The 26,271-nt window shown below is 67.8% G+C and carries 25 protein-coding genes, 2 tRNA genes, 1 other RNA gene and 1 pseudogene; 17 read left to right on the forward strand and 12 right to left on the reverse strand.

The annotated features are described in order from the left end of the window. Positions 1–32: 32 nt before the first annotated feature. Entirely contained in the window at positions 33–2,786 is a 2,754-nt protein-coding gene (gene aceE, locus ACTIMO_RS09940; RefSeq protein ID WP_448182317.1) for a pyruvate dehydrogenase (acetyl-transferring), homodimeric type, read from the reverse strand. 348 nt (positions 2,787–3,134) lie between these two features. Here aceE and ACTIMO_RS09945 point away from each other — a divergent pair, with 348 nt between their 5' ends. From ACTIMO_RS09945 to ACTIMO_RS09965, 5 genes are all read left to right on the forward strand, one after another. Then, positions 3,135–3,554, forward strand: coding sequence for a DUF3052 family protein (locus ACTIMO_RS09945; protein ID WP_191931470.1), 420 nt, complete (start codon positions 3,135–3,137; stop codon positions 3,552–3,554). A gap of 2 nt (positions 3,555–3,556) precedes the next feature. Next, positions 3,557–4,021 carry a redoxin domain-containing protein gene (locus tag ACTIMO_RS09950; RefSeq protein ID WP_235499047.1) on the forward strand — a complete coding sequence of 155 codons (465 nt, stop codon included), beginning with the start codon at positions 3,557–3,559 and terminating at the stop codon, positions 4,019–4,021. Between the two features lie 102 nt (positions 4,022–4,123). After that, positions 4,124–5,041, forward strand: coding sequence for an NAD-dependent protein deacetylase (locus ACTIMO_RS09955; RefSeq protein WP_448182387.1), 918 nt, complete (start codon positions 4,124–4,126; stop codon positions 5,039–5,041). 89 nt (positions 5,042–5,130) lie between these two features. Then, entirely contained in the window at positions 5,131–5,973 is an 843-nt protein-coding gene (locus ACTIMO_RS09960) for a hypothetical protein (RefSeq protein ID WP_448182318.1), read from the forward strand. A gap of 304 nt (positions 5,974–6,277) precedes the next feature. Then, on the forward strand, positions 6,278–6,943 hold the full coding sequence (locus ACTIMO_RS09965; protein WP_448182319.1) for an OB-fold protein: 666 nt from the start codon (positions 6,278–6,280) through the stop codon (positions 6,941–6,943). On the opposite strand, the gene ACTIMO_RS09970 is transcribed toward ACTIMO_RS09965, so the two are convergent. After that, complete coding sequence (locus tag ACTIMO_RS09970; protein WP_448182320.1) at positions 6,940–7,155, reverse strand: hypothetical protein; 216 nt, start codon at positions 7,153–7,155, stop codon at positions 6,940–6,942. The two genes, ACTIMO_RS09965 and ACTIMO_RS09970, sit on opposite strands and share 4 nt — an antisense overlap. Positions 7,156–7,305: 150 nt before the next feature. On the opposite strand from ACTIMO_RS09970, the gene ACTIMO_RS09975 reads away from it, so the two are divergent. The 3 genes and pseudogenes from ACTIMO_RS09975 (at position 7,306) to ACTIMO_RS09985 (ending at position 8,890) form a co-directional block, all read left to right on the forward strand. Further along, a complete protein-coding gene (locus ACTIMO_RS09975) occupies positions 7,306–7,893 on the forward strand; it encodes a hypothetical protein (protein WP_448182321.1) in 588 nt (195 codons plus the stop codon). A gap of 366 nt (positions 7,894–8,259) precedes the next feature. After that, positions 8,260–8,421: pseudogene (locus ACTIMO_RS09980) on the forward strand (tyrosine-type recombinase/integrase); the annotation flags it as partial. Between the two features lie 64 nt (positions 8,422–8,485). Then, positions 8,486–8,890 (forward strand): tyrosine-type recombinase/integrase, encoded by a 405-nt coding sequence (locus ACTIMO_RS09985; RefSeq protein ID WP_448182322.1) that lies wholly within the window; start codon positions 8,486–8,488, stop codon positions 8,888–8,890. A gap of 145 nt (positions 8,891–9,035) precedes the next feature. Here the strand turns inward: ACTIMO_RS09985 and ACTIMO_RS09990 are convergent. Then, positions 9,036–9,111, reverse strand: a tRNA-Val gene (locus ACTIMO_RS09990). A 97-nt stretch (positions 9,112–9,208) separates the two neighbouring features. Further along, positions 9,209–10,435 (reverse strand): 23S rRNA (adenine(2503)-C(2))-methyltransferase RlmN, encoded by a 1,227-nt coding sequence (rlmN, locus tag ACTIMO_RS09995; protein WP_448182323.1) that lies wholly within the window; start codon positions 10,433–10,435, stop codon positions 9,209–9,211. A gap of 242 nt (positions 10,436–10,677) precedes the next feature. Here rlmN and gndA point away from each other — a divergent pair, with 242 nt between their 5' ends. After that, positions 10,678–12,117: an NADP-dependent phosphogluconate dehydrogenase gene (gene gndA, locus ACTIMO_RS10000; protein ID WP_448182324.1), complete on the forward strand. Its 1,440-nt coding sequence runs from the start codon at positions 10,678–10,680 to the stop codon at positions 12,115–12,117. Between the two features lie 60 nt (positions 12,118–12,177). Here the strand turns inward: gndA and epsC are convergent, their stop codons facing one another. From epsC to msrA, 3 genes are all read right to left on the reverse strand, one after another. After that, complete coding sequence (gene epsC, locus ACTIMO_RS10005) at positions 12,178–12,765, reverse strand: serine O-acetyltransferase EpsC (RefSeq protein WP_055773356.1); 588 nt, start codon at positions 12,763–12,765, stop codon at positions 12,178–12,180. An 89-nt stretch (positions 12,766–12,854) separates the two neighbouring features. Beyond that, positions 12,855–13,790 (reverse strand): cysteine synthase A, encoded by a 936-nt coding sequence (gene cysK, locus ACTIMO_RS10010; RefSeq protein ID WP_055773358.1) that lies wholly within the window; start codon positions 13,788–13,790, stop codon positions 12,855–12,857. 110 nt (positions 13,791–13,900) lie between these two features. Then, the gene (msrA, locus tag ACTIMO_RS10015) at positions 13,901–14,425 is read right to left on the reverse strand and encodes a peptide-methionine (S)-S-oxide reductase MsrA (protein ID WP_055773360.1); all 525 of its coding nucleotides are present in this window, start codon (positions 14,423–14,425) and stop codon (positions 13,901–13,903) included. Between the two features lie 142 nt (positions 14,426–14,567). Here msrA and ACTIMO_RS10020 point away from each other — a divergent pair, with 142 nt between their 5' ends. The 3 genes from ACTIMO_RS10020 (at position 14,568) to ACTIMO_RS10030 (ending at position 17,455) form a co-directional block, all read left to right on the forward strand. Further along, positions 14,568–15,563: a Nif3-like dinuclear metal center hexameric protein gene (locus ACTIMO_RS10020; protein WP_448182325.1), complete on the forward strand. Its 996-nt coding sequence runs from the start codon at positions 14,568–14,570 to the stop codon at positions 15,561–15,563. A 201-nt stretch (positions 15,564–15,764) separates the two neighbouring features. Next, the gene (locus ACTIMO_RS10025) at positions 15,765–16,514 is read left to right on the forward strand and encodes a zinc ribbon domain-containing protein (RefSeq protein WP_055773362.1); all 750 of its coding nucleotides are present in this window, start codon (positions 15,765–15,767) and stop codon (positions 16,512–16,514) included. Further along, a complete protein-coding gene (locus ACTIMO_RS10030) occupies positions 16,511–17,455 on the forward strand; it encodes a reverse transcriptase-like protein (protein ID WP_448182326.1) in 945 nt (314 codons plus the stop codon). Before ACTIMO_RS10025 ends, ACTIMO_RS10030 begins: the two co-directional genes overlap by 4 nt. A 120-nt stretch (positions 17,456–17,575) precedes the next feature. Here ACTIMO_RS10030 and ACTIMO_RS10035 read toward each other — a convergent pair whose 3' ends face one another. Continuing rightward, a complete protein-coding gene (locus ACTIMO_RS10035; RefSeq protein WP_448182327.1) occupies positions 17,576–18,337 on the reverse strand; it encodes a YaaA family protein in 762 nt (253 codons plus the stop codon). 101 nt (positions 18,338–18,438) lie between these two features. Between ACTIMO_RS10035 and rnpB the strand changes: the two genes are divergently transcribed. From rnpB to ACTIMO_RS10050, 3 genes are all read left to right on the forward strand, one after another. After that, an RNA gene (gene rnpB / locus ACTIMO_RS10040) (RNase P RNA component class A) lies at positions 18,439–18,828 on the forward strand. Between the two features lie 181 nt (positions 18,829–19,009). After that, entirely contained in the window at positions 19,010–19,219 is a 210-nt protein-coding gene (locus ACTIMO_RS10045) for a hypothetical protein (RefSeq protein ID WP_422389899.1), read from the forward strand. A 527-nt stretch (positions 19,220–19,746) separates the two neighbouring features. Continuing rightward, complete coding sequence (locus ACTIMO_RS10050; RefSeq protein WP_422389898.1) at positions 19,747–21,042, forward strand: MFS transporter; 1,296 nt, start codon at positions 19,747–19,749, stop codon at positions 21,040–21,042. Between the two features lie 57 nt (positions 21,043–21,099). On the opposite strand, the gene def is transcribed toward ACTIMO_RS10050, so the two are convergent. The 4 genes from def to orn all read right to left on the reverse strand — a co-directional run bounded on the left by def (position 21,100) and on the right by orn (position 23,813). Then, on the reverse strand, positions 21,100–21,672 hold the full coding sequence (gene def / locus ACTIMO_RS10055; RefSeq protein WP_055773370.1) for a peptide deformylase: 573 nt from the start codon (positions 21,670–21,672) through the stop codon (positions 21,100–21,102). A gap of 4 nt (positions 21,673–21,676) precedes the next feature. After that, the gene (locus ACTIMO_RS10060; protein ID WP_448182328.1) at positions 21,677–22,849 is read right to left on the reverse strand and encodes an acyl-CoA dehydrogenase family protein; all 1,173 of its coding nucleotides are present in this window, start codon (positions 22,847–22,849) and stop codon (positions 21,677–21,679) included. A 153-nt stretch (positions 22,850–23,002) separates the two neighbouring features. Next, a tRNA-His gene (locus ACTIMO_RS10065) sits at positions 23,003–23,075 on the reverse strand. Positions 23,076–23,210: 135 nt separating this feature from the next. Continuing rightward, positions 23,211–23,813, reverse strand: a complete 603-nt coding sequence (gene orn / locus ACTIMO_RS10070; protein WP_055773375.1) for an oligoribonuclease — start codon at positions 23,811–23,813, stop codon at positions 23,211–23,213. A 360-nt stretch (positions 23,814–24,173) separates the two neighbouring features. Here orn and mptB point away from each other — a divergent pair, with 360 nt between their 5' ends. Together mptB and ACTIMO_RS10080 are read left to right on the forward strand one after the other, a co-directional pair. Beyond that, positions 24,174–25,694, forward strand: coding sequence for a polyprenol phosphomannose-dependent alpha 1,6 mannosyltransferase MptB (gene mptB / locus ACTIMO_RS10075; RefSeq protein ID WP_448182329.1), 1,521 nt, complete (start codon positions 24,174–24,176; stop codon positions 25,692–25,694). An 82-nt stretch (positions 25,695–25,776) separates the two neighbouring features. Continuing rightward, the gene (locus ACTIMO_RS10080; RefSeq protein ID WP_448182330.1) at positions 25,777–26,208 is read left to right on the forward strand and encodes a DUF3224 domain-containing protein; all 432 of its coding nucleotides are present in this window, start codon (positions 25,777–25,779) and stop codon (positions 26,206–26,208) included. The last annotated feature ends 63 nt before the right edge of the window (positions 26,209–26,271 follow it).

The raw sequence follows: 26,271 nt of genomic DNA on the forward strand, positions 1-26,271 counted from the left end.
TCCCGCCGTCGCCCGTCGGGCCGGTGGCCGGACTAGGCGTCCCCGCCCGCGTTACCGGTGGTCCCGGCATTCACGTCGAGGAGGCTGTACTTCTCGATGGCCTCCCTCGGCGCGTTCGCGTCGACCTCACCCCGGCGGGCGAGCATCTCGAGGGCGCGGACGACGACGGAGTGGCTGTCGATCTTGAAGAACCGGCGTGCCGCAGCCCGTGTGTCCGAGAAGCCGAAGCCGTCGGCACCGAGGGTCGCGAACTCGTTCGGTAGGAACTGCCGGATCTGGTCGGGAACCGCCTTCATGAAGTCCGAGACCGCGACGATCGGACCCGTGGCCCCCTCGAGCTGCTGCGTCACGAACGGCTTGCGGGCTTCGGCGCCGGGGTTGAGGAAGGCGTCCTCCTCGGCATCGAGGCCGTCGCGGCGGAGCTCGTTCCAGGACGTGACCGACCAGACGTCGGCGGACACACCCCAGTCCTTCGCGAGGATCTTCTGTGCCTCGAGCGCCCACGGCACGGCCACGCCGGAGGCCAGCAGCTGCGTGCGGGGACCGTCGACCTTGGCGGGCTTCAGCAGGTAGATGCCCTTGAGCAGTCCCTCGACATCCAGTTCCTCCGGTTCGGCCGGCTGCACGAAGGGCTCGTTGTACACCGTGATGTAGTACATGACGTTGCGGAAGGACTCAGGCTTGTCGCCGATGTCGCCGTACATCCGGTTCAGGCCGTCACGGACGATGTGCCCGATCTCGTAACCGAAGGCCGGGTCGTACGTGATGACGGCCGGATTCGTCGACGCGAGGATCGGCGAGTGACCGTCCGCGTGCTGGAGGCCCTCGCCGGTCAGCGTGGTGCGGCCGGCCGTGGCTCCGATGATGAAACCGCGGGCCATCTGGTCGGCTGCCGCCCAGATGGAGTCGCCCGTGCGCTGGAAGCCGAACATCGAGTAGAAGACGTAGATGGGGATGAGCGGCTGACCCTGCGTGGCGTACGCCGTGCCCGCCGCGGTGAAGGCGGCCATCGATCCTGCCTCGTTGATGCCCGCATGCAAAATCTGCCCCTCGATGGACTCCTTGTACGCGAGGACCAGGTCGCGGTCCACGGACAGGTAGTTCTGACCCTTGGGGTTGTAGATCTTCGCCGTCGGGAAGAACGAGTCCATCCCGAAGGTGCGCGCCTCGTCGGGGATGATCGGCGCGATCCGCTTGCCGAACTCCTTGTCCCGCATCAGGTCCTTGAGGATGCGCACGAACGCCATGGTGGTCGCGGCCATCTGCTTGCCGGAACCGCGCTTGGCCATCTCGTACGCCTTGTCGCCCGGCAGCACGATGTCCGCGTGCTTGGTGCGGCGCTCGGGGATGAATCCGCCGAGCTCACGGCGACGCTCGAGGAGGTACTTGATCTCTGGAGCGTCGGCGCCCGGGTGGTAGTACGGAGCGTTGTAGAGGTCGTCGTCGATCTGCTCGTCGGTGACCGGGATCCGGAGGTGGTCGCGGAACGCCTTGAGATCGGCGTTGGTCAGCTTCTTCATCTGGTGGGTCGCGTTGCGTCCCTCGAAGTGCGACCCCAGGCCGTAGCCCTTGACGGTCTTCGCGAGGATGACGGTCGGCTTGCCCTTGAACTCCGTCGCGGCCTTGTACGCCGCGTAGACCTTGCGGTAGTCGTGCCCGCCGCGCTTGAGGTTCCAGATCTCGGCGTCGGTCAGGTCCTCCACCATGGCCTTGGTCTCGGGGGACTTGCCGAAGAAGTGGTCGCGGACGAACCCTCCGGACTCGGCCTTGTACGTCTGGTAGTCGCCGTCGGGCGTCTGGTTCATGATGTCGACCAGGGCGCCGTCGTCGTCCTTGGCGAGCAGCGAGTCCCACTCCCTACCCCAGACCACCTTGATGACGTTCCAGCCCGCACCGCGGAAGAACGCCTCGAGCTCCTGCATGATCTTGCCGTTACCGCGCACGGGTCCGTCGAGACGCTGCAGGTTGCAGTTGATGACGAAGTTCAGGTTGTCCAGGTTCTCGTTGGCGGCGAGCTGCAGCAGACCACGCGATTCCGGCTCGTCCATCTCACCGTCGCCGAGGAAGGCCCAGACCTGCTGGTCGGAGGTGTCCTTCAGTCCGCGGTTGTGCAGATAGCGGTTCGACTGCGCCTGGTAGATGGCGTTCATGGGGCCGATGCCCATGGAGACCGTGGGGAACTCCCAGAACTCCGGCATGAGGCGCGGGTGCGGGTAGGAGGACAGCGCGTGGCCCTCCTTGGACTTCTCCTGGCGGAAGCCGTCGAGGTCCTCCTCGGTGAGCCGTCCCTCGAGGTAGGCGCGGGCGTACATGCCGGGGGAGGCGTGGCCCTGGAAGAAGATCTGGTCCCCGCCGCTCGGGTGGTCCTTGCCCTTGAAGAAGTGGTTGAAGCCCACCTCGTACAGGGTTGCGGCGCCGGCGTAGGTGGAGATGTGGCCGCCCACCCCGATCTCGGGGCGCTGGGCGCGGTGCACCATGACAGCTGCGTTCCAGCGCAGCCATGCGCGGAACTTCCGCTCGATCTCCTCGTCACCCGGGAACTCGGGTTCCTGGTCGGCGGGGATCGTGTTGACGTAGTCCGTCGTCGTGACCATGGGCACGCCCACGGACTGCGCACCGGCACGCTGGAGGAGCGAACGCATGATGTACTGCGCGCGCTCGGTGCCCTGGGTGCGGATCAGCTGGTCGAGGGATTCGATCCACTCAGCGGTCTCCTCGGGATCCCCGTCGGGCTTGCCGACTGTCAGACCGCTCAGAATATCCGCCGTACCTTGTTCAACAGCCACGCGATATCTCTCCACTTCCACAGATTCTGTCTGTGTCGTTTTATGCCTGCGCACGGCTCGTTGGCCCGCGCAGAGATGCATGCTCGGCCGGACGGTGTGAGCACCGTGGCCATATATCGGTTCACTCTATCGCCGCCGTACGGTCCGTGCGTAGCGGGATGGGGGTCGCCGGGCAGATTACGCCGAGGGCTTGCGCACGCCACGTCCGGGGGCCGGTCCGAGCGTGCCTGCGGACGACGGCGGCCAAAAGCGCCCTCCGGCTTGATGCTTGGCGTATAAAGGTGTTGGCTGGTAGCAATGTACAACCATACGAGGGCACGTCAGGCCCGTCTTTCCAGGAGGAGCTAAGTGAGCGAGGCTGAAGCCGCCACTGCGGTCAACGTGGCAGGCAAGTTGGGTTTCAAGAACGGAGACCTCGTTCAGGAGCTCGGATACGACGACGACGTCGACTTCGAGTTCCGGGAGGAACTGGAGGACGGCCTCGGGTCCGAAGTGCTCACGGAGGACGACCAGGACGTCGTCGACGGCGTGATCCTGTGGTGGCGGAGCGGCGACGGCGACCTCGTGGACGCCCTGGTGGACGCACTGACCTCACTCGGGGCGGGGGGAGTCGTCTGGCTCCTCACGCCGAAGTCCGGCCGCCCAGGATATGTGCCGCCCGCTGACGTCCAGGAGGCGGCTCCTACCGCCGGCCTCCACTCGACCTCCTCGGCCGGCGTGTCCAGGGAATGGTCCGCCACCCGGCTGGTCAGCCGACGGAAGCAGTAGCGATGCCCCTCGAGATCGGTTCCCCCGCACCCGCCTTCACGCTCGCCAACCAGTTCGGCGAGGTCGTCGAGAGCTCTTCCCTGGTGGGCGGCGCCGTGGTCGTCTTCTTCCCCTTCGCCTTCTCCCGCGTCTGCACGGACGAACTCGGCCAGCTGCGCGACAACCTGGAGCTGTTCGACGCGGCAGGCGTCACGCTCGTCGCCGTCTCGGTCGACCACAAGTACACGCTTCGTGCCTTTGCAGACGCCAACGACATCTCCTTCGATCTCCTCGCCGACTTCTGGCCGCACGGCACCGTCACAAGGAGCTACGAGGCGTTCGACGACACGAAGGGCTACGCCGATCGTGTGAGCTATGTCCTCGACGGTTCCGGCACGGTCCGCGCCGTCGTGTCCTCCGACCACGGACAGGGACGCCCGATCGCCGACTACGCCCACGCGTTGTCCTCGGTCGAAGCAGCCCTGTGACGCCGTGACCCCCACGGTCCGGGCGTGACGACGAGTTCGGCGGGGGACCGTCCCGTCCGGCAGCACGATCTCCCGGGACCGGAGTCCAACCCGAGGCTCGGTCTGACCGGGTTCGTGAGCGAAACCCCCTCCGCGGCCCTTGCACCGCTGGGCCCGGAGGAGCGCGCAGCACTGGAGCGTGCGGTGTCCCTCCTCGCCGGCCGACGCCTCGCCGTCCTCACGGGAGCGGGCCTGAGCACGGACTCCGGGATCCCCGACTACCGCGGGCCCACATCCGTACCCCGCAATCCCATGACCTATCAGCAGTTCGTCGGCGACGAGGTGCTGCGGCGGCGTTACTGGGCCCGGAACCACGTGGGCTGGCGACACCTGCGCCGGGCCGATCCCAACGCCGGCCACGCGGCCGTGGCACGGCTGGAGCAGCGCGGCCTGCTGTCCGGGCTCATCACGCAGAACGTCGACAAGCTGCACTCCGCGGCAGGCAGCACGAGGGTCATCGACCTGCACGGGACCTTCGACCGCGTGGTGTGCCTGCAGTGCTCGTCGACGTTCCCGAGATCGCGGATCGCCGAGATCCTCGAGGACCTGAATCCCGGCTACCTGGAGCGGGAGTCCGACGCGGGCGATGTGGCTCCCGACGCGGACGCCGATGTCGACGACACGGGCGACTTCGTCATGGCACCGTGTCCGGTGTGCGGTGGCATGCTCAAGCCGGACTTCGTCTACTTCGGCGAGAACGTCCCGAAGGACCGCGTCGCGGAGGCGTATGCGCTGGTGGACGGCGCCGAGGGCCTGCTGGTCGCGGGCTCCTCCCTCACGGTGATGAGCGGACTGAGGTTCGTGCGGCACGCCTGCAAGGCGGGAAAGCCCGTGGTGATCGTCAACCGCGGGTGGACCAGGGGGGACGAGTTCGCCTCGCTGAAGATCGAGGCGGGCGTCTCCGAGGCCCTCACCTATCTCGCCGACGAATTGCCCGACCTCCCGGACCGACACGTGCTGCCTGCTGCCGGAAGCAAGTAGTCACTGAACGATTCGAGTATCGGCTACTGTTCCGGCGCCGCCCTGGGCGTCCTACGGTCTACCCATAGGTCTCTCACCCGGGGTGGAAAATGCGTTCGTCGATCAGGTCTCTCGCCATCGTTCTCAGCACTGTCGCGGCCGTCGTCGTCGTGCCTGTCGCCGTCGATCTCCGCAGTGGAGCGGGGGTCGATGATCCGACAGGGATCGTCGGCGTGACTGCTGCAGGCGTCGCCGAGCGCTCCCCGGGGCACGGTGCCGGTGTGTCCGGTCCTCCGGACGAGCCGTTCGTCCAATCGGTATCTACCCCGGTCGGTCCTTCCGACGCCGACGGATCCGGCAGCGTCGGGACGGGAGTCACCGACCCCGGCGCGTCGGTTCCGGCCGGGCCTCGTCCGCTCGACGCCGTCGCCGGGCCCGCGTCATCCGTTGTTCCTCCTGCCACCCCGGTGGTGCCGGTGATGGTCGAGCGGGCCGAGGTCCAGATCGACGTTCCGCCGTCCGCGGAGGTGACAGTCGTCGTCGTGGACGCCGGCGGGACGGGTCGACCCGACCCGGGGATCGGCAGCGGAACGGGCGGTGACCTGCCGCCCGGGAACCTGCCCGCACCGCCCTACCCGCACTGCCCCATCACCGCCGCCGGCGCCTGGTGGACCGACCCGGCCGACCCCTACACATGCATCCCGCCGGAATCGGTCCCCTGGCACGAGCCGACTCCGCCGGGTATCGATCCTGAGCTCCTGGAACCGATCGTCGAGGTCGAGCCTCCGGAGGGATCCGTGGGGTGGCACGAGCCGACTCCACCGGGTATCGATCCTGAGCTCCTGGAACCGATCGTCGAGGTCGAGCCCCAGACCGGTTCTCTCGACGACGGGACACACTCCACCGACGCTGCTCCGGCCGATGCCGCGCTCGTCGTCGCGATCCGGCGATAGCCGCATCCGCGACGCTCATCCCGACGCCGTGCCCTGCCGTCCGCCTCGACGACAGAAGGAGCCCCGCCGTGGCGGGACTCCTTCTGTCGTGTACTGCCGGTGGTGGGTCCTACCGGGATCGAACCGATGACATCCACGGTGTAAACGTGGCAGGACCTGAAAGTTTGCCCATGTCAGGGGCGGGTAGGAGGTGCCTCGTGGCGTATCCGTGGCGTATCGCCTCGCACAGACATCGAACCGAGACCACTGGAACGCGGCTGTGCGTGCCACAATCACAATCACATCTACAGTCCTAGGGGGACCATTGGCTCAGCAATACCAACCCGCGTATTACCAGCCGCCCGTCAAGCAGGGCAACGGTTTCGGCGTCACCGCGCTCGTGCTCGGCATTGTTGCCATCGTCGCGTCGATCATCCCGATCCTCGGCATCGCTGCCTTCATTCTCGGGCCCTTGGCCGTGATCTTCGGAATCGTCGGGCTAACTCGGGCACACAAGCCGAAGGGCACATCGATCACCGGCCTTGTCCTGGGGATCCTGTCCATCATCATTGCCGCGACCGTGACTTCAGTCTTCTTCGGAGCTATGTCGACAGCGATGGAGGAAGGCACAAGCGGGGTCTCGCAGGACGGTGCCGCTCCTCCGGCTGATGCAAAAGCCATGACCGTCGAGGCGGCCACGCTGCTTGCTGACTTCGAAGGCAACGAGGCCGCCGCTGATGCAAAGTACTCCGGCCAAGTGCTCGAGGTAGCCGGCAGCGTCAGCAAGGTCGACACCGAGTTCCTCGACGATACTAAGTACGTTGTCCGCATCGACGACGGCGCTGAGTTCAGCTTCACGACCGTCAACTGCAACGACGTGCCAACTGACCAGGCCGCCGCGGCTGTCCCCGATACCGACATCACCATCCGAGGAACGTTCGAAGACGGTGGCGATCTTGGCATTGAGCTCATGGATTGCGTGGTCCTTTAGCCGGCCCGGTGTCGCTTGCGTTCCTCGAGTTGCCGGCGACTGACGACGTTCGCGTTGACCCACACCTCACGCGCCGCCGAGTACTCGACCCACTGCAGTAAGACCATGCTGTCCGTCCACGCCGTCGCGAAGCCCGTCACGGTCTGCGAGTGGCCGTCGGGGTAGACAAGGTCGCACCAGATCGGCAGTGCCTTCCGCTCCGTGGCTGTCACTCGGACGGTTGGTGCGGGTAGGCCGATGGGCTGGACGTACCTGTCCCTCGAGGACGGGATGCAGTGCCAGCCTGGGCGAGGAGCTCTCTCCATGGCCGCCACCGTAGTACCCTCCAATGACAGTATGTCTCGAATGAAAATCTGGGGAAGATGAATAAGAACTTCAAGCTGGCCGGAGCGGGCGTTCTGGCGCTGGCACTACTCGGCGGCGGCATTGGAATTGGTACAGCTGTTGCTGATCCCACCACGAGCGAGGAGTACGCGGCGGTCAGTGCGGACCGCGACGAGCAGAAGGCGAAGGTAGCGCAACTTGATTCGGGCTTAGACGCCTCTCAAGACCGAACCGCGGAGCTTCTGAAGGACCTTCAGGACGCACGGGCAAGAGAGAGTGAATTGAAGACTCTCGATGCTTCTCTTACTGACCGTGAGAAGAAGGCTGCTGATGCTGAATCGGCTGTGAAGAAACGGGAGGACGCGGTGAAGGTCGCTGAGACGGCTAAAGCGGCGAGCAGCATCACCGACGGATCATGGACTGTCGGTCGAACGGTGGAACCGGGAACCTACACCACCGAAAGAGCTATCACGGGTTCCTGCTACTGGGAGATAACGACGTCCGGCACGAACGGTGACGACATCGTCGCAAATGACAACGTCTCCGGCGGCCAGCCAACAGTGACGCTCGCAGTGAACCAAGATTTCAAAAGTAGTCGCTGTGGAACCTGGGTCAAGCTCGGATGAGCCATGAGTAGCCAATGACGAAAGCGCCCCACCTCCGAAGAGGTGGGGCGCTTCTGTCATGCGCGATGGTGGGCGCTTAGGAGTTCATTCCAAGACTGTCTACTGCGCGCTTTGACTCTCACTTGTAACTCAACGATCAGTGCTGGCGCACACAGTTCTAAACGGTTCAGTAGTGTCCCTTGACCACGTGTGGTACGTGCGTCTCGAGAACTTTGATCTGAGCGTCCGTGGTCCCCGAGTTACCCCCGAGGGGGAGCTGCGCGTGGGTAAGGCGGCCCGGATGGTAGACACCATCCACGGACGGTTCAACAACTTCCTGGCCTGGTGCGTGAACCAACAGCGCATCACCGTGAACCCGGCCCGGGTGTGAACCTGCCCCGCGGAGCGAAGCGTGAGCACCAGTTCCTCACTGTCGCGCAGGTCCGCGCTCTCACGGAAGCGATCGACGGCCGGTACGCGGACCTCGTGCGGCTGCTTGCGACGACCGGCATGCGCATGGGGGAGGCGTGTGAGCTCCGGTGGAAGGACGGGGATCTGAGGCGCCGGCGCCTCACTGTGACGCCGCGCGGTGGTGTTCGTTCAGGGGAGGCCTGTGGTGGGCCCTCCGAAGAGCGGGAAGCCGCGCACCATTCCGCTGACGACGATGGGCACGTCCGTGCTCGCGAAGCGCCAGGGTGCGGCCGGCGGGGACGAGCTGGTGTCCACGACGTCGAGGGGAATGCGAGTGCGGGCGAACAACTTCAAGCGCCGGCACTTTGACGCCACGGTCGCGCGTCAACGGCGTGCCACATGGTGTATGAGTTCCTGCAGGCCTGTGGTCCACAACCTGCGGCATACGGCTGCTTCGCGGGCGGTGCAGTCGGGCGCGTTCGTGAAAAGCGTGCAGCGGATGCTTGGGCATGCGACGGCGGCAATGACGCTGGACGTGCATGCGGGCCTGTTCGACCAGGACTTAGACGACATCGCGGTCCGGCTCGACGCTTTGCTTGCCGCGTGAGGCGTGAGGCGTGTGGCGTCTGTGTGGCGTGTCAGGTATTGCAAATTGTTACGCGTTGCAAATACGGGGGAGTGTCCGGGGTATCCCGGGAAGCAGAAAACCCGCCGCTCCGTGGTTCTAGCCCTTGGAACGGCGGGGTTTTCGGTGGTGGGTCCTACCGGGATCGAACCGATGACATCCACGGTGTAAACGTGGCGCTCTACCAGCTGAGCTAAAGACCCATCGAACCTGATGCCGCCATCGGACCCTGACGGACGGGCTGCATCACGAGGATCGACTATACCGGCACGCCGAGTGGTCGCGCCACTCAGACGATCGCTATTCGCCCGCCGCGAGCTGGCCGCAGGCGCCGTCGATCTCCTTGCCGCGGGTGTCCCGCAGCGTGGTGGGGATACCCGCGGCGCGCAGCCGGTTGATGAACTCCGTCGAGACACTCTTCTCCGACGCGGTCCAGATGGAACCTGGCGTGGGGTTGAGGGGGATCGGATTGACGTGCACCCATCCGCGTCCGCGCTGGTTCAACTTCTTGGCGAGGAGATCGGCCCGCCAGGCATGATCGTTCATGTCCTTGATGAGCGCGTACTCGATGCTCACCCGGCGCCCCGTGGTCCGGTAGTAGTTGTACGCGGCGTCCAAGGCCTCGTCGACCTTCCAGCGGGTGTTGACGGGGATCAGTTCGTCGCGCAATTCGTCGTCGGGTGCGTGCAGGGACAGGGCGAAGGTCACGGGGAGGTTCTCCGCGGCCAGCTTGTCGATCGCAGGCACGAGGCCCACCGTCGACACGGTGATGTTCCGCGCGGACATGCCGAGGCCCTCGGGGGAGTCGTCGACGAAGCGGTGCAGCGCCGCCATGACCCGCTTGTAGTTGGCGAGCGGCTCACCCATCCCCATGAACACGATGTTGGTGACGCGGTCGGCGTCGTGTCCACCGTCGGTCCGCAGATCACCCAGCGCACCCTCGGCGAGGGCCCGGTTCGCCGCGACGACCTGATCCACGATCTCCGCCGTCGACATGTTGCGGGTGAGGCCGGCCTGGCCCGTGGCGCAGAACGGGCAGTTCATGCCACAGCCCGCCTGCGAGGACACGCAGAGCGTGACGCGGCCCGGGTACCGCATGAGCACCGACTCGACGAGGGCTCCGTCGAACAGGCGCCAGAGGAACTTGATGGTGTCGCCGTTGTCCGTCGTCAGGCGCTTCACCTCGGTGAGCAGCGGCGGGAACATCGCCGCCACCAGCTCCTCGCGACCGGCCTTCGGAAGATCGCTCATCGCGGCGGGATCCGTGGTGTAGTGCGAGAAGTAGTGGGTGGAGAGCTGCTTCGCCCGGAAGCCCTGGTGCCCCAGCTCCTTCAGGCGGTCCTGCCGCTCAGCGAGCGTGAGATCGGCCAGGTGCACCGGCGGCTGACTGACGCGCGGCGACTTGAACTGCAGCAGAGGCCGGCCGTCGCTCGCCACGATGGGCTGCGCACCTTCGACTTCCGGGCGCACCTGAGGGCGCGCCGTGGCGGGGGCGGGGGCAACGGGGGTAACGGTAACGTCGGACATCCCTACCATTCTTTCACGGATGGCGCCAGCGACCCAGCCGGAGCAGCTATCGATCGGGACACATGTCCGGTGGTCCCGGAATCGTCGCCCGACGAAACAAACCGTCCCCGCAGGCCGGCGGTGTAGCGGCAGGTGTCGCGACGGTAATAGTGTGAAAGCGACCGGACGGCCCGCGCGGAGACGCGCCGAGCACCGGCACCTGCAGCGCACATGCATGCAGCTGACAAACGACGGAGAACACATTGAGCGCACAGATCGGCGTCACAGGCCTGGCAGTCATGGGAGCGAACCTGGCCCGGAACCTGGCCCGCAACGGGTACACCGTGGCCCTGCACAACAGGTCCATCGAGAAGACCGACACCCTGCTGGAGAAGCACGGCGGCGACGGCGAGTTCATCCGGACCGAGACACTGCAGGAACTCGTCGATTCCCTCGAGAAGCCCCGCCGGGTGCTCATCATGGTCAAGGCGGGCAAGCCCGTGGACTCCGTCATCGACCAGCTCACGCCGCTCCTGGAGCCCGGCGACATCGTGATCGACGGCGGCAACTCCCACTACGAGGACACGCGCCGCCGCGAGGCGGCCCTGTCGCAGCAGGACCTGCACTTCGTGGGCGTCGGCGTCTCGGGCGGCGAGGAAGGCGCCCTCCTCGGCCCGTCGATCATGCCCGGCGGATCCCGCGAGTCCTACGACTCCCTGGGCCCGATGCTCGAGAAGATCTCGGCCAAGTACAACGGGGAGCCCTGCTGCCGCTGGATCGGCACAGACGGCGCCGGCCACTTCGTGAAGATGGTGCACAACGGGATCGAGTACGCCGACATGCAGGTCATCGGCGAGGCCTTCGACCTCCTGCGCTCCGGCGCGGGCATCGAGCCCGCCGAGCAGGCGAAGATCTTCACGGACTGGAACTCCGGCACCCTGTCCTCCTTCCTGATCGAGATCACCGCAGAGGTCCTCGGCCACATCGACGGGCGCACGGGCAAGCCCTTCGTGGACGTCGTCGTCGACTCGGCGGGTCAGAAGGGCACCGGCCGCTGGACGGTCGTGTCAGCCCTCGAGCTCGGTAGCCCCACGTCGGGTATCGCCGAGTCGGTGTTCGCCCGGGCGCTGTCCTCGCAGAAGGATCAGCGGGTGCCCGCCCAGGAGATGCTGCAGGGCCACGAAGCGACGGTGGCGCTCCCCGAGAGTTTCGTCGAGGACGTGCGGCTCGCCCTCTACGCCTCGAAGCTCGTCAGCTACGCGCAGGGCATCGACATGCTCACGGCGGCCGCGAAGGAGTACGGCTGGGACCTGAAGCTCGACGAGATCGCCTCGCTGTGGCGCGCGGGCTGCATCATCCGGGCGGAACTGCTGGACGACATCATGAAGGCGTACGCCGTGGCCGACGAGCGTCCGGCGAACCTGCTGCTCGCACCGGCCTTCACCGAGGCCATCGCCGGTGCGGTCCCCGCCTGGCGGCGGGTCGTCTCGACCGCCGTCCAGCTCGGCATCCCCGTGCCGGTCTTCTCGGCATCGCTCGCGTACTACGACGGACTGCGCCGCCCCCGCCTGCCGGCCGCGCTCACCCAGGGACTGCGGGACCTCTTCGGAGCGCACACCTACAACCGCGTGGACACCGAGGGCACCTTCCATACCCTGTGGGGCGAGGACAAGTCCGAGATCGAGGCCGTCGACACCCACTGACGCCACGCTGAACGCAGGGAGACCCCGGACCGTGGTCCGGGGTCTCCCTGCGTCCGAGGCTCAGATGTAGATCGCGGGGTCCACGTACTCGGCCGGATCCACCGCGGGCTGGGTCTCGCGCCGCGAGTCGCGGTGGCGGAACGTCGCAGGGATCCCCGTCACGATCGAATCCGGCGGGGTGTCCTTGACGACGACGGCGTTCGCGCCCACCGCGCTGCCCGCGCCGATCGTGATGGGACCGAGCACCTTGGCGCCAGCTCCGATCGTCACGCGGTCACCGATCGTGGGGTGGCGCTTGACCTTCTCGAGCGATCGTCCGCCCAGGGTCACGCCCTGGTACAGCATGACGTCGTCGCCGATCTCGGCCGTGCCGCCGATGACGATACCCATGCCGTGGTCGATGAAGAACCTCCGGCCGATCGTCGCCGCCGGATGGATCTCGACGCCGGTCAGCACCCGAGTGAGTTGCGAGAGTACCCGCGCGGGAAAGCGCAGGGCCTCGGTACGCCACATGCGATGCGTGAGGCGGTGGACCCAGATCGCGTGGAGGCCCGAGTACACGACGGTGTTCTCCACGTCTCCACGGGCGGCCGGATCATGAGTGCGCGCCGTCTCGAGATCCTCGCGCAATCGTTCTAGAAAACTCACCGGCTACCTTCGCATGGGTGGTGGTGCTGCATCGACGGGTCGTGATGTCAGCGGATCGGAGCGGCTGTCCGGGATGGTCCGCGGCCCGTTCAGCCGCGGATGTCGTCGAAGAGCACCGTGGAGATGTAGCGCTCGCCAAAGTCGCAGACGATCGCCACGATGAGCTTACCGGCGTTCTCGGGCCGCTTCGCGAGCTCGAGAGCTGCCCACACGATCGCGCCGGACGAGATCCCCCCGAGGATGCCCTCCTGCGTGCCGAGCGCGCGTGCCACGCGGACGGAATCCTCGACGGTGGCGTCCAGCACCTCGTCGTAGGCGTCGCGGTCCAGGTTCTCCGGGATGAAGTTGGCGCCGAGGCCCTGGATCTTGTGCGGTCCGGGAGCTCCACCGTTGAGGATGGGCGAGTCGGCGGGCTCGACGGCGACGATCTGCACGCCGGGCTTGCGTTGCTTCAGCACCTGGCCGACGCCGGTGATGGTCCCGCCGGTGCCCACGCCCGCAACGAAGATGTCGACTGCGCCGTCCGTGTCCTCCCAGACCTCCTCGGCGGTGGTGGCACGGTGGATGGCGGGGTTGGCCGCATTGGCGAACTGCTGGGCCCATATGGCGTTCTCGGTCGAGGCGACGATGTCCTTGGCCCGCTCGACGGCGCCGCGCATCCCTTCGGAGCCCGGCGTCAGGACGATCTCCGCGCCGTACGCGCGCAGCATGACCCGGCGCTCGGTGGACATGGTCTCGGGCATCGTCAGGATCACCTTGTACCCCCGGGCGGCGCCGACCATCGCGAGGGCGATCCCGGTGTTCCCCGACGTGCCTTCCACGATGGTGCCACCCGGGCGCAGTGCGCCGGCCTGCTCGGCGGCATCGATGATGGCGACGCCGATGCGGTCCTTCACGCTGTTCGCAGGGTTGTAGAACTCCAGCTTGACGGCGACCTGCGCATCGAGTCCCTCGGTGAGGCGGTTCAGGCGCACGAGGGGAGTGCGTCCGACCAACTGGGTGACGTCGTCGTAGATCTTTGCCATGCGGGGCCTGCCTGTTCTGGAGTCGGGAGGAGGGGTGTCGTCACGGCGGAGGCCTTCGGACCATCCGCCGTGACGACGGCGGTCAGCCTAACGGCTGGAGGCCCTGCCGCCTACGCGGCGAGCCACTGGGAGTAATACTTCCGAGCCTTGGACAGCTTCGGATTGATGATCACCTGGCAGTATCCCTGCTCGGGGTGCTTGGCGTAGTAGTTCTGGTGCCAGTCCTCCGCCACGTGGAACTCGGGCAGCCTGCTGACCTCGGTGACGATCGGGTTCTTCCAGTTCTCCTGGTTCCGCGCGATCGCCTCCTCGTAGAGCGCCTTCTGCTCGGCGTCCTGGTAGTACATGACGCTGCGGTACTGCGTGCCGACGTCGTAGCCCTGGCGGTTGAGCGTCGTGGGGTCATGGGAGACGAAGAACATGTCGAGGATGACGTCCTCGGGGATGACGGTCTCGTCGAAGCTCACCGCGACGACCTCCGCATGGCCGGTCATACCGGAGCAGACGGAGTCGTAGTCGGGATGCTTCGTGTGGCCGCCGGTGTAGCCCGAGACGACGTCGGTCACGCCGCGGGTCTTCTGGTAAAGGGCATCGAGGCACCAGAAACAGCCCCCTCCAAGCACAAATGTCTTCATGACTGTGTCAATGCGCGGCGCGCACCGAAGATTCCCGCGGCGGATCAGCCCGCAGTGGAAGCGGACTGCGTCCGGCAGGAGCTCCGAGGCGGGTCCGGCGGTGAGTTGGAGGGCCGTGCGGCGGACGGGTATTACTGGTGGCATGGACAACAACGAGCACGACGCCGGCGTCGCCCCCTCGACGGAGGAGGAGACCGGGCAGATTCTCCAGGGCGACCCCACGGCACCCGAGGGACCCGGCTCCGACGCCGCGCCGACGGCCGACAGCTCCCGCGCCGGGCTGGTGACCGACAGGACGGCGACGCCGACCGTCGGCGATGTCCTCGTCGCCATCGAGGAGTTGTGGCCGGAGAGCCTGGCGGAGGGGTGGGACGCCGTCGGCCTCGTGGCCGGGCGGTCCGGGAACCGCGTGGGGAAGATCCTCTTCACCGTCGACCCGACCGCGGCCGTGCTCGACGAGGCGCTCGGCTGGGGTGCGACGATGATCATCTCCCACCATCCCCTCCTCCTGAAGCCGGTCTCCTCGGTCGCCGCCGCGGGCTTCAAGGGCGAAGCCGTCCACCGCCTCATCGAAGCCGGCTGCGCTCTCGTCACGGTGCACACCAACGGCGACAGCGCCGTCGGGGGCGTCTCCGACGTCCTCGCCGACGCACTCGGCCTTCAGGACGTGGAGCCGCTCACCCGCGCCGCCGAGGGCCTGCCCGAGGAGGGCATCGGGAGGGTGGGCGATCTCGCCGCCCCGGCGACCCTCGGAGACTTCGCCGCCTCGGTGTTCTCGATCCTCCCCGCGGTCGCCGGTGGCGTCCGGGTGGCAGGGGACAAGGACGCGCTGGTCCGGCGCATCGCCGTCTGCGGCGGCGCAGGGGACTCACTGTTCGACAGCGTCCGCGCGAGCCGCGCCGACGTCTACGTCACGGCGGACCTGCGCCACCACCCCGCGTCCGAGGTGCGGGAGGCGGCCGCCGGCGCCGCACCGTACCTGATCGACGTCTCCCACTTCGGCAGCGAATGGTTGTGGCTCACCCCCGCGGCCGACGCCCTCGGCAACGTGCTGTCGGACCAGGGCTTCAGCACCGACATCCGAGTCAGCGGCGTCAACACCGATCCGTGGGACTTCGTCCTGACCCCGGGCCGCTGAGCCGCCACCGAGCTGCTGCTGCCCCCCAGGCTACTGAGCCGCCGCAGGCCGTCGTCGTCCGTCGCGCGGTCCGCGCTCGCGGCCTGCCGCCCGTCGGGCCGCCCACGCCGTGCACGCGTGCACGCCCGCACCGTGGCCTAGGCTTGGACGACGCCCCCGCCCGCCCGTCGTGCACCACCCGTCCCACCCTGGAGGTTTTCCGTGGCCAAGGCTGCTCCCGAGGAACAACTACGCCTGCTCGATCTGCAGGCCCTCGACTCGACCCTCAACAAGCTGTCACGCCAGGCGGCCGCCGCGCGCAGCAACCCCGAGCTGGGGATCGTCGGCGCCCGCGTCGCCGAGGTGGACGGGGAACTGGTCCGGGCCACCACGGAGCTCGGCGACCTCGAACGCGAACTCACGCGTGCGGAGGACGAGGTGCAGTCGGTGGTGACCCGGCTGGAGCGTGACGACAAGCGGCTGAACAGCGGAACCGGGTCGTCGAAGGACCTGACGGCGCTGCAGCACGAGGTGGCCTCCCTGACGAAGCGGCGTTCCGATCTCGAGGACGTCGAACTCGACGTCATGGAGCGCGTGGAGGCCGCGCGGTCCGCCCAGCTCGAGGTGCAGGGCAGGACCAACGGCGTGCGCGCCGAGCTGCGCGGCCTGGAGGAGGTCCGCGATGCCGAGCTGGCGGCCATCGACGAACAGCGTGGCTCCGTCCAGGCCCAGCGGGACGAGCTCGCCGCGACCTTCGACGCGCCGCTCCTGACGATGTACGAGCGGATCCTCGCGCGGCGCGGTGTCGGCGCCGCGCGCCTGTTCCACGGCAAGTCCGAGGGGTCGGGCATGCAGCTCAGCCCCGGCGACCTGGCCGACATCTCTGGAGCCGCCCCGGACGAGATCGTGCTGTGTCCGGATTCCGGCTGCATCCTCGTGCGGTCGAGCGACTGGGGGAACCAGCAGCCGTGACGGATCAGCAGTTGTTCGACCCCTACGAGCGGGACCAGCAGAGCGGGGAGACGGTGACGGGTGCCCCGGCGCGGCTCGTCGTCGAGGCCGATGGCGGCTCCCGCGGCAACCCGGGCCACGCCGGTTACGGCGCCCTCGTCAGGGATCCGGAGACGGGCCGGATCCTCGTCGAGAAGGCCGCCTACATCGGCAAGGCATCCAACAACGTGGCAGAGTATTCCGGCCTGGTGTCCGGTCTGGAACTCGCCCGTGAGATCAACCCGACCGCCTCCGTCCACGTGAAGATGGACTCGAAGCTCGTCGTCGAGCAGATGTCGGGTCGGTGGCAGATCAAGCACGCCGACATGCGGGTGCTGGCGGCGAAGGCACGGAAAGTGCTCGATCCGCGGCGTGTGAGCTACGAGTGGATCCCGCGTGAGCGCAACAAGGATGCCGATCGCCTGTCGAACGAGGCCATGGATGCGGGCATGGCCGGTGTCGAGTGGACGCCACGTGCCCAGAAAACTCCCGTGGCCGCCGTCGAGCCCGATCCCGCGCCCGCCGTGCCACGATCCGCCGGCAGGTTGCACCACGTCGAGGTCTGGACCGGTGATCTCGCCGGGTCGCGGGAGAGCCTCGGCTGGCTGCTCGAGCGGTTGGGTTTCCCGCAGCGTGAGTCCTGGCGGGACGGCACCAGCTACGGATCCGACGACTTCTATGTCGTGCTCGAGAGCGGTCCCGACCTCGCGGCGGGACACCACGAACGCCGCCGCCCGGGCGTCAACCACCTCGCGTTCCACGCCGGCTCCACGGCGGACGTCGACCTCCTGGTGCGCCGCGCGGCGAGTCACGGCTGGTCGCTGCTCTTCCCCGATGAACATCCTCACGCAGGGGGCGCTGACCATTACGCCGCCTACCTCGAGAACGCCGAGGGGTTCGAGGTGGAGCTCGTCGCCGGTTGAGTGGTCCGCGAGGGGGGACCATGTACGCGGTGCACGCGGTGTACGCGGTGCACGCGGTGTACGCGGTGTACGCGGGGCGTCAGGACCATCGTTCCGCGCGGGACACCGGGCCGTTGATGGTCAGTCGATAAGGATGGCGAGCTGGGCAGGCTTGCGTGCCGTCGCCGGAGTGAGCTCCGCCGACCACCGCTCCTGAGTGGCGCGCAGGAGCGCCTCCGGGGAGGCTGGAGCAGCGCCTCGCCGGGTCAGGAGGTGTCGCGCGAGTTCACCGCGCGTGTGCTTCGCAAAATGCGAGACGACGGTGCGCTTCCCCTTGCGGAGCTGGAAGACACCGACGGCGGCGGTCTGCTGCGGGGGTGGGACCCAGGCCGGCGTGTAGGTGCTGGATCTGCAGTCGACGATCAAATCCGCGCCGGCGCGCCCGGTCAGGGGGTCAGCAAGGTGCTGCTTCCAGTAGCTCGCCAGCCGCCCGATCCCGGGTAGGTCCACGGACATGGACAGGCGGTAGGCCGGGATACGGTCGCCGAGACCGATGGCTCCCCACAGGCCGGAGACGACGACGCACTGCTCGCGTGCCCGGCGCTTCTGCACCGCGGTCATCGTGGCGTACCCGAGCGCGTCGTAGAGCACCCCGGAGTACACGTCGTGCGCCGGGGCGGCAGGGGCGGTCTCGAGGACCAGGTTCCGGCGCAGGTCCTCCGCCAGCGATGCTCCGACCCCGAGGAGCGTGTGGGCGTCGTCGTGGGCGCTTGCCGCTTCCAGCCCTGTGAGGACAGTCCTGCGGGCGGCCGTGAGTCCGGGGAACGCGAGATCCTCGAGGACGAGGGGGTCCCCCCTCCGGGCTGCGGCTTTGCCTTCGGAGGGCGGGAGGAGGATCAGCACCGGTCCACCGTATCGGATGCCGGGGGGCCGGCCGCACGCGTGGACGCCCGCCTGCCTGCCGATCGGAGGAGCGGGGCCGAACCCCTAGAATGGATGACGGATGGGTCGACCAGGCGGCCGCGTTGAGCCCGCTTGCGGGCCACCGAGGAACGTCCGGGCTCCGCAGGGCAGGGTGGTGGGTAACGCCCACTCGGGGTGACCCGCAGGCCAGTGCCACAGAAAAGAGACCGCTCCCCACCACGCTCCGGCGTGGACGGGAGTAAGGGTGAAAAGGCGGTGTAAGAGACCACCAGCGTGCCGGGTGACCGGTGCGGCTCGGTAAACCCCACCCGGAGCAAGGCCAGACAGTGCGCGTCCGAGGGCTGCCCGCCCGAGTGCACGGGTAGGCCGCTGGAGGGCGTCGGTAACGGCGTCCGTAGATGGATGGTCGCCACTCGCACAGCGGCAACGTCGTGCGATGACAGAACCCGGCGTATCGGTCGACCCATCCCCCGACCACCCGGAGAGCTGCAGGAACCCGACGACGAGCGTGGGCCCCACGTGCTGACCTGGGTGATCACTGCTCAGGTGACTGGAGGGACCGGATCCGTGCGGGCGCACCTCACCGACGAGCCCGGGCATCCAGGATCGGCCGCCGCGTGCCGGCGGCACCGGCTCGACTACGCTGGACAGATGGCGAAAACGCACCCGTGGCCCCGCGTGACCTTCATCCTGGGAGCCTCGCTGATAGCGCTCGTCATCGCTGCCCGCCGGCTCGGCTGGGGGACCGGCGACGGCGACGAGGGTCCGGCTCTCTGGCTCGCGCTGCTCTTCATCGTCGGAGCCGTACTTCTTCTCGCCGTCCTGGTCCGAACAGCGGTCCTCGTCCGCCGACGGAAGTGACACATCGGCGCAATGGGCGCGCCGCCCGTTGTCCATGCCCGCCGAGCGGCCTACTGTGTGAGGACCGCCGCGGGTCTCGTACGCAAGCGCGACGGTATGAACGGGCCGGCCTACAGCTGGGGCTTCGGGGCCGGTCCGTTCGCCTCGGTCCCGCACGCGACGCAGGCAGCAGAGCGGTGGACCCGAGCAGCGCATGAAACGGTCCCCCGTACCCGGTCTCAAGAGGTAGGGGGACCGCCCGGCGTCTATAGCCGCCTCGAAGGGGCATCGACCGCGATGCTGCTGGGGGAACGATCGCGGGATGACCCTCCACCTCCATGGTCCGCCCCTGCTGCGGCCACGGCAATCGGGAGACGCCGCTCTTCGCCAGGGGAGAAACCGGGAATTTCCAGCCGACGGCACAGTTTGATTGCCGAGGCGAATGATTATCGATGGAACGTGCTCGCCCGTCAAGGGTGGCTGAAGTCCTGGCTCCGAATGGCGGTGCTTCGGCGGGAGCCCTACAGCGGCTCGGTTATGGTGTTCGAATGAGCGCTGGGGGTATGCAGGAGCGACGACTCGTCGCGCGCAACCGCAACTTCCGTGCCCTCCTCGTCTCGAGCACCTCCGGCGTCCTGGGGAACGCGGTGGCCGCCGTGGCCCTCCCGATCATCGCGGCCGTCGAACTGCAGGCCAGCAACTTCGAGGTCGCGGCGCTTGCCGGTATGACCTTCCTCCCGTGGCTGGTGCTCGGACTCCTGATCGGTGTCTGGGTGGACCGGCTGCCGCGGAAGCCCGTGATGATGGCCGCCCTCGCGGTGCGCGTGCTCGTACTCGGCCTGCTGCCGATCGGGTACTGGCTCGATTTCCTGTCCACGCCCCTCCTCTTCGTCGTCGCCTTCGTCGCGGGCATCGCCTCCGTCTTCTTCCAGCTGGCTGATGCCGCCCTGGTCCAGCAGGCGGTGACGCCGGACGAACTCATGGAGGGCAACGGCCTCATCACCGGAACGGGGGCCGCAGCGGACGCCGCCGGTCGCGCGATGGCAGGGTGGCTGACCACGTTCGCCGGTGCTTCCAACACCCTCCTGGTGCAGTTGACCGCGTCGATCGTCTCGCTCCTCGCGGTACAACGGCTCGACGTGAGGGAGGTGGTGCAGCCACCGGCGAAGCGTCCCATCCTCAGGGAGATGGCGGACGGGTTGCGCTACACGTTCAGCACCGCGCCCCTGCGTGCGCTCCTCCTCAATGCCGCCCTGTGGAACCTCGGCGGGAACATCGCCGCGTCCCTCCTCGTGCTCCTGGTGCTCCGCACGCTGGGTGAGTCCGAGATCTGGCTCGGTCTGCTCCTCGCCGCAGCGTCGGTCGGTGGGGCCGTCGGAGGGGTCACCGCGAACGCCCTGGGGGAGCGTATCGGCTCCGGTCCTCTCTGGCGGTGGTCCATGGTGCCGGGGGTCCTCGGGTACGCATCGCTGCTGGTGCTCTCGCCCGGCTGGGGCATGCTCTGGGGCCTGCTCGGCATGTTCGTCATGGGAGCGAGCGTCTCGTGGAACATCGTGGTGGGATCCAGCTTCCGCCAACGCGTGTGCCCGCCCGGCATGATGGGCCGGCTCGGCGCCGCGTCCCGGACGGTCAGCTGGGGCATGCTCGCCCTCGCCAGTCTCCTGGCGGGTGTGCTCGCAGAGTCGATCGGGATCAGGGAGGCGATCCTCGTCGGCGTCGTGATCGCCTGCTCGGCGCCACTCGTCGCCCTGCTGGGTCCACTCAGGGGTGTCACGCGCCTCGAGGACCTCGTAGAAGCGCCCGCACCGATGGGTCAGGAGCACACCCCGAAGTCCTCGTCATGACGCCCGCTCACCGAGCGATCGATCGAACCGGGCGGAGCGGCGCGGTCGGCAGCGCGATCAGTGACCGAAGGGGTCCGGATCCACCCCGGGCATCCAGGTGAGCCCCGCGATACCCCACCCGTTGGCCTTCACGGCCTTCCTGGCCCGGCGCGTGTGCTTCGCGTTGAGCCGGTCCACGTACAGTTTCCCGTCCAGGTGGTCGTTCTCGTGCTGCATGCACCGGGCGAACCACCCCGTCGCCTCGAACTCCACGGGAGCCCCCTCGCCGTCGAAGCCGGAGACCCGCACCCAGTCGGCGCGCTTGAGCGGAAACGCTTCACCCGGAACGGAGAGGCATCCTTCCGACTCCTCGTCGGGGTCGGGCTCCGAGCCCGGGATCTTCGATGTGACGAGCGTGGGATTCACGACGACGCCCCGTGCCGGCACGTCGTCGTCGTTCTCCATGCCGTAGACGAAGATCCGCAGGCCGACGCCGATCTGCGGCGCCGCGAGACCGACCCCGTTGGCGGTGTCCATCGTCTCGAACAGATCGGCGATCAGGGTACGCAGTGCGTCGTCGAACGCCTCGACGGGCCGGGCGCGCTGATGCAGGACCGGCTCACCGGTGATCGTGATGGGGTGGACGGTCATGGGACTACCTCTTCCGTGCGGCGCGGTCCGCGATCGTGCGACCGATGGACTCGCGCATGATCTCGCTGGTACCGCCGAAGATCGTCAGCAGCCGCGCGGCCAGGAAGGCCTGCGCCACGGGGTACTCCAGGATGTAGCCGTACCCGCCGTGCAGCTGCAGGCAGCGGTCCGTGATCGATTTCGCCCGTTCGCCGGCCCACAGCTTCGACTGCGCTGCAGCGGTGGGGGTCAGGCTCCCGGCGTTGAAGGCGAGGACCGCCCGGTCCACGAAGGTCTCCGTCACCTCGACCTCGGTGAGGATGTCGGCGAGGACGTGGCGGGTGTTCTGGAAATCGAGCACCCGTTCACCGAAGGCGCTCCGATCCGTCACGTAGCGGACGGTCTGCTCGTAGGCCGCCCGGGCGAGGGCGGCTGCCGCGACGGCGATACCCAACCGGCCCTGGGGGATCTGCTCGAGGCTGTAGCGGAGGCCCTGCCCCACCTCGCCCACGAGGTCCGTCCCGGGGACCCGCACGTTGTCGAAGAACAGCTCGGCCGTGTCGGAGGCGTGGAAGCCCATCTTGTCGAGTTGCCGGCCCGGCGTGTATCCCTCGCCCTTGCGCACCATGAACAGGGAGAACGAGTCGCTGGCCCCGCGACCGGAGCCGCCGTCGGTCCTCGCGAGGACGAGTGACGCGTCCCCGCTGATCCCGTTGCCGATGAAGACCTTCTGGCCGCTGATGAGCCAGTCGTCGCCGTCGCGCACCGCCTTGGTGCGGATCCCGCGCAGGTCGCTGCCGGCTCCGGGTTCGGTCCATGCACAGGAGGTCACGATCTCCCCCGAGACCATCCCGGGGAGCCAGCGTTCCTTGAGGTCGTCGGAGCCGTGCGCGAGCAGGTGGGGGAGGACCAGATCGTCGTGGAGGTGGAACGCCAGGCCCACGGAGAGATGGTTGCTGCGGGCGAATTCCTCGTCGAGGACGGATCGGAAGCGGTAGTCGGGCATGCCGGCTCCGCCGAATTCCTCGGGGACCGCCAGGCCGAGCAGGCCCTGCTCCCCGGCGGCCGTCCACACCGCGCGGTCCATCATGTGCTGCCTGTCCCAGTCCGCGTAGTGCGGTGCGACGGCGCGCTCGTTGAACTCGCGGGCGACGTCGCGGAAGAGCTCGTGATCCTCGTCGAACACTGTGCGTTCCATGGTGGGTCCTTCGGTGCTCTCGGCCGCCGGGGCCGCGGGCCTGTGCAGGCTGCGTCCGGGAGGCGTGGGCGTACGGGGTCCGGAAAATGCGGATGCCGCCCCGGACGATCTCCGGGACGGCATTCGTGGTCAGGAACCAACCTGACGACTGAGGGTGAGTAACGGGGGTTGAACCCGCGACCTCCTGGACCACAACCAGGCGCTCTGCCAACTGAGCTATACCCACCATGTGCTTCGCTGTCCGGTCCGGTGAGAACCTTCGTCCGGACTGGCTGCGAAAGGCAGCGGATACAAGTCTACACACTTTTCGGAGTGCTCCGGACAGCGCCCGCCGACACCGCGTCGGCGCCGCCGGGCGGGGTCAGGAGACGATGCCGCGGGCGATCGCCTTGCTGGTGGCCGAGTCGGGTCCGGGCGCGGGAACGAAGACGGCGGCCCGGTAGTAGCGCAGCTCCCGGATGGAGTCCTCGATGTCCCCCAGGGCACGGTGGCCGCCCGTCTTGGCCGGCGACTGGAAGTAGGCGCGGGTGTACCAGCGGCGGGCCAGCTCCTTGATCGTGGATACGTCGATGATCCGGTAGTGCAGGTGATCGGTCACGAGGGGCATGTCGCGCAGGAGGAAGTTCCTGTCCGTGCCGACCGAATTGCCCGCGAGCTGGGCCTTGCGGGGTTCGGGGACGTGGGTCCGGATGTAGTCGAGGACCTGCTGCTGCGCGTCCTCCATGCTGATACCGCCGTCGAGCTCCTCGAGGAGGCCGGAGGTGGTGTGCATGGTGCGCACGAAGTCGCCCATCTGTTCGAGGGCCTCCGGCGCCGGCTTGATCACGACGTCCACACCGTCGCCGAGGATGTTGAGCTCGGCGTCCGTGACGAGCACGGCGACCTCGATCAGCGCGTCGTTCGTGAGGTCCAGGCCCGTCATCTCGCAGTCGATCCAGACGATGTGTTCATTCGATATCGGCATTCGACCAATGTACCGTCCGCCGACGACGCGCTTCGCGGAGGCGCGGGTCGGTCCGCGGGGGAGGCGAGGCGCGCCCCGTGGCGGGCAGCCGGAGCGGCAGCGGACCGGACCGCTTAAGGCCGTCGGGCACGGGATGCGGGCCCCTGTCGACGCGCCGCCGAGGACGGCGGCTGCCGGTCCCGGAGTTCCACCCGGTGCTAATATTCGAACAGTTCGCTCAGGGCTGCGGGGAGATCTGGGTAACCCTGCTGCTTCCGGTACAGGCACCGATGTGCCCCGCGCCAGGCCGTCGCCGGCCGGCCGCCTGAGGACATGGGCGTTCGACGCCGACTTATGCCTGCCGACGATTGGATTCCCCAGATGCCCGCCCAGCTCCCCGCCCTGCAGGTCGAGACGCAGCCGGGCCCCAACCGGCCGAACGTCGCGATCGTGCAGGGGTTCGTCGGGTCGGTGATGATGTGGATGGGCTCCCTCGGGGTCGGCTGGCTGTCCCTCGCGTCGGTGGAGCTACGACGCAACCCGGTCATCATCTGGCTGCGCTTCGAACCGGTGGGCGCGGTGCTCTCGGTCCTGCTCCTCGCCCTCGGCGGGATGCTGCTGATCCGCGCGTGGCTGCGCCTGGGCCAGCGGTTGAACGGTTGGTCCGACGAGACGCGTCCATACGTAGTCAAGGCCATCCTCGCCTGGACCGTCCCGCTCGCTGCGTCCCTGCCCCTCTTCAGCCGCGACGTCTTCGCCTACATCGCGCAGGGCCAGGTCATGATCGCCAAGCTGAATCCCTACCGGGACGGCTACTCGCAGATCTCCAACTACCTGCAGATCGGCGCCGACGACCTGTGGGCACAGAGTCCGACGCCCTACGGTCCGGTGTTCCTGTGGATCGAGGAGGGCATCGTCCGCGTCACGGGCGGCTACCCGGACACGTCGATCATCCTGTTCAGGGTCGTGGCGCTGTTCGGCGTCGCACTGTGCATCTATTTCGTCCCGAAGCTCGCGGCGCTCCACTCCATCAACGCGACCCGAGCCCTGTGGCTGACCGTCGCCAATCCGCTCTTCCTCATCAATTTCGTCGCCGCCATCCACAACGACTCCCTGATGATCGGGCTGGCGCTGGCCGGGCTGTACCTGTGCGCGACGAAGCGACCCCTGCTCGGGATCCTCCTCATCACGCTGTCCGTCGGCATCAAGCCGATCACCCTCATCTTCCTGCCGTTCGTCGGCCTCATGTGGGCAGGCAAGGGTGCCTCCTGGCCCCGGAAGTTCCTCTACTGGTTCATGACGGCCGGCCTGTGTCTTGGCATCCTCTGGATCATGGGGCTCATCAATACGTTCGGGTTCGGCTGGGTCGGTGCACTCAGCACCCCGGGGAGCGTCTGGATCTGGTACGCGCCGGTCGGCTTCATCGGGCTGGTGATCGCGACCCTCGGCAATGCCGTCGGCCTCAGCGGGTGGGACTTCGCCAACGCCTTCCACACCGTTGCGCGCATCGCCTCGCTCGTGATCATCGCGATCCAGGTGTTCCGCGGGGACCACAGCCGGCTCGTCCGGCGACTCGCGTTCGCCTTCGCCGCCATCGTGCTGCTGGCCCCCATGATCCAGTCCTGGTACGTCGTCTGGCTGATCCCACTGTTCGCCGTGACCGGGATCCGGGACGACTGGCAGGTCAAGTTCCTCTACTTCACGGTGGCGTTCTTCATGGTCTACGCCATCTCGGACCAGCTCGACATCTTCCCCTACTTCGATCTCAGCCTGACGGTGGCGCGGCAGGTGGCGGCCGTCGTCGCGCTCGGGTTCGCGCTGTACCTCGTGTTCCTGGACCGCAGCACCAAAGTGCTCTTCCGACGGCGGTACAGTCCGCTTGCCCCGGGTCAGCTGCACTGATCCGACGTCGGCCGGGGTGTCGAGGCGGGACGGATCGGGGGTCGCGCGAGCGGGGGAGGCGCGGAACGGCGATACTGGACCGATGACCGATACAGGAACGACGGGGTACACCGGCGAGTACGAGATCAGCGAGTGGGTCGCGGAGCCGTACTCCGAACCCGGAAGCACCGGCGAGCTCTCCCGTGTGCGGGCCGCGAAAGTCTTCGAGGGCGAGATCAGCGGAACGAGCACCGCAGAGCTGCTGATGGCAGGGAACGACGTCGGAGCCGGCTATGTGGCGTCCGAACAGTTCGTCGGCTCGATCGGCGAGCGCACGGGCGCGATGACCGTGCAGCACTGGGGGGTCGCAGAGGGCGCCGACGCTGCGAGCTCCGGGCACATCATCCCGGGATCCGGGACGGACGGACTGCGAGGCATCTCCGGGAAGGCCGTCTACTCGCAGGACCCTGACGGCCAGCACCGCCTCGAACTGCGGGTGACCTTCACGGCCGAGGCCGCCGTCGACGACGAATGATGTCGTGGCAGCCCGTCGCCGCCGGCGTATGGCCATCGACCCTGAGCGGTCCCGGGCGGCCAT

The sequence above is a fragment of the Arthrobacter sp. CP30 genome (assembly GCF_053470025.1).

Excerpts from the sequence above, each read along its gene's own strand:
- ACTIMO_RS09950 (WP_235499047.1), top strand. The coding sequence starts at position 3,557 with ATGCCCCTCGAGATCGGTTCCCCCGCACCCGCCTTCACGCTCGCCAAC.
- ACTIMO_RS09960 (WP_448182318.1), top strand. The coding sequence starts at position 5,131 with ATGCGTTCGTCGATCAGGTCTCTCGCCATCGTTCTCAGCACTGTCGCG.
- ACTIMO_RS09975 (WP_448182321.1), top strand. The coding sequence starts at position 7,306 with ATGAATAAGAACTTCAAGCTGGCCGGAGCGGGCGTTCTGGCGCTGGCA.
- rlmN (WP_448182323.1), bottom strand. The coding sequence starts at position 10,435 with ATGTCCGACGTTACCGTTACCCCCGTTGCCCCCGCCCCCGCCACGGCG.
- cysK (WP_055773358.1), bottom strand. The coding sequence starts at position 13,790 with ATGGCAAAGATCTACGACGACGTCACCCAGTTGGTCGGACGCACTCCC.
- msrA (WP_055773360.1), bottom strand. The coding sequence starts at position 14,425 with ATGAAGACATTTGTGCTTGGAGGGGGCTGTTTCTGGTGCCTCGATGCC.
- ACTIMO_RS10020 (WP_448182325.1), top strand. The coding sequence starts at position 14,568 with ATGGACAACAACGAGCACGACGCCGGCGTCGCCCCCTCGACGGAGGAG.
- ACTIMO_RS10045 (WP_422389899.1), top strand. The coding sequence starts at position 19,010 with ATGGCGAAAACGCACCCGTGGCCCCGCGTGACCTTCATCCTGGGAGCC.
- ACTIMO_RS10050 (WP_422389898.1), top strand. The coding sequence starts at position 19,747 with ATGAGCGCTGGGGGTATGCAGGAGCGACGACTCGTCGCGCGCAACCGC.
- def (WP_055773370.1), bottom strand. The coding sequence starts at position 21,672 with ATGACCGTCCACCCCATCACGATCACCGGTGAGCCGGTCCTGCATCAG.
- ACTIMO_RS10060 (WP_448182328.1), bottom strand. The coding sequence starts at position 22,849 with ATGGAACGCACAGTGTTCGACGAGGATCACGAGCTCTTCCGCGACGTC.
- orn (WP_055773375.1), bottom strand. The coding sequence starts at position 23,813 with ATGCCGATATCGAATGAACACATCGTCTGGATCGACTGCGAGATGACG.
- mptB (WP_448182329.1), top strand. The coding sequence starts at position 24,174 with ATGCCCGCCCAGCTCCCCGCCCTGCAGGTCGAGACGCAGCCGGGCCCC.
- ACTIMO_RS10080 (WP_448182330.1), top strand. The coding sequence starts at position 25,777 with ATGACCGATACAGGAACGACGGGGTACACCGGCGAGTACGAGATCAGC.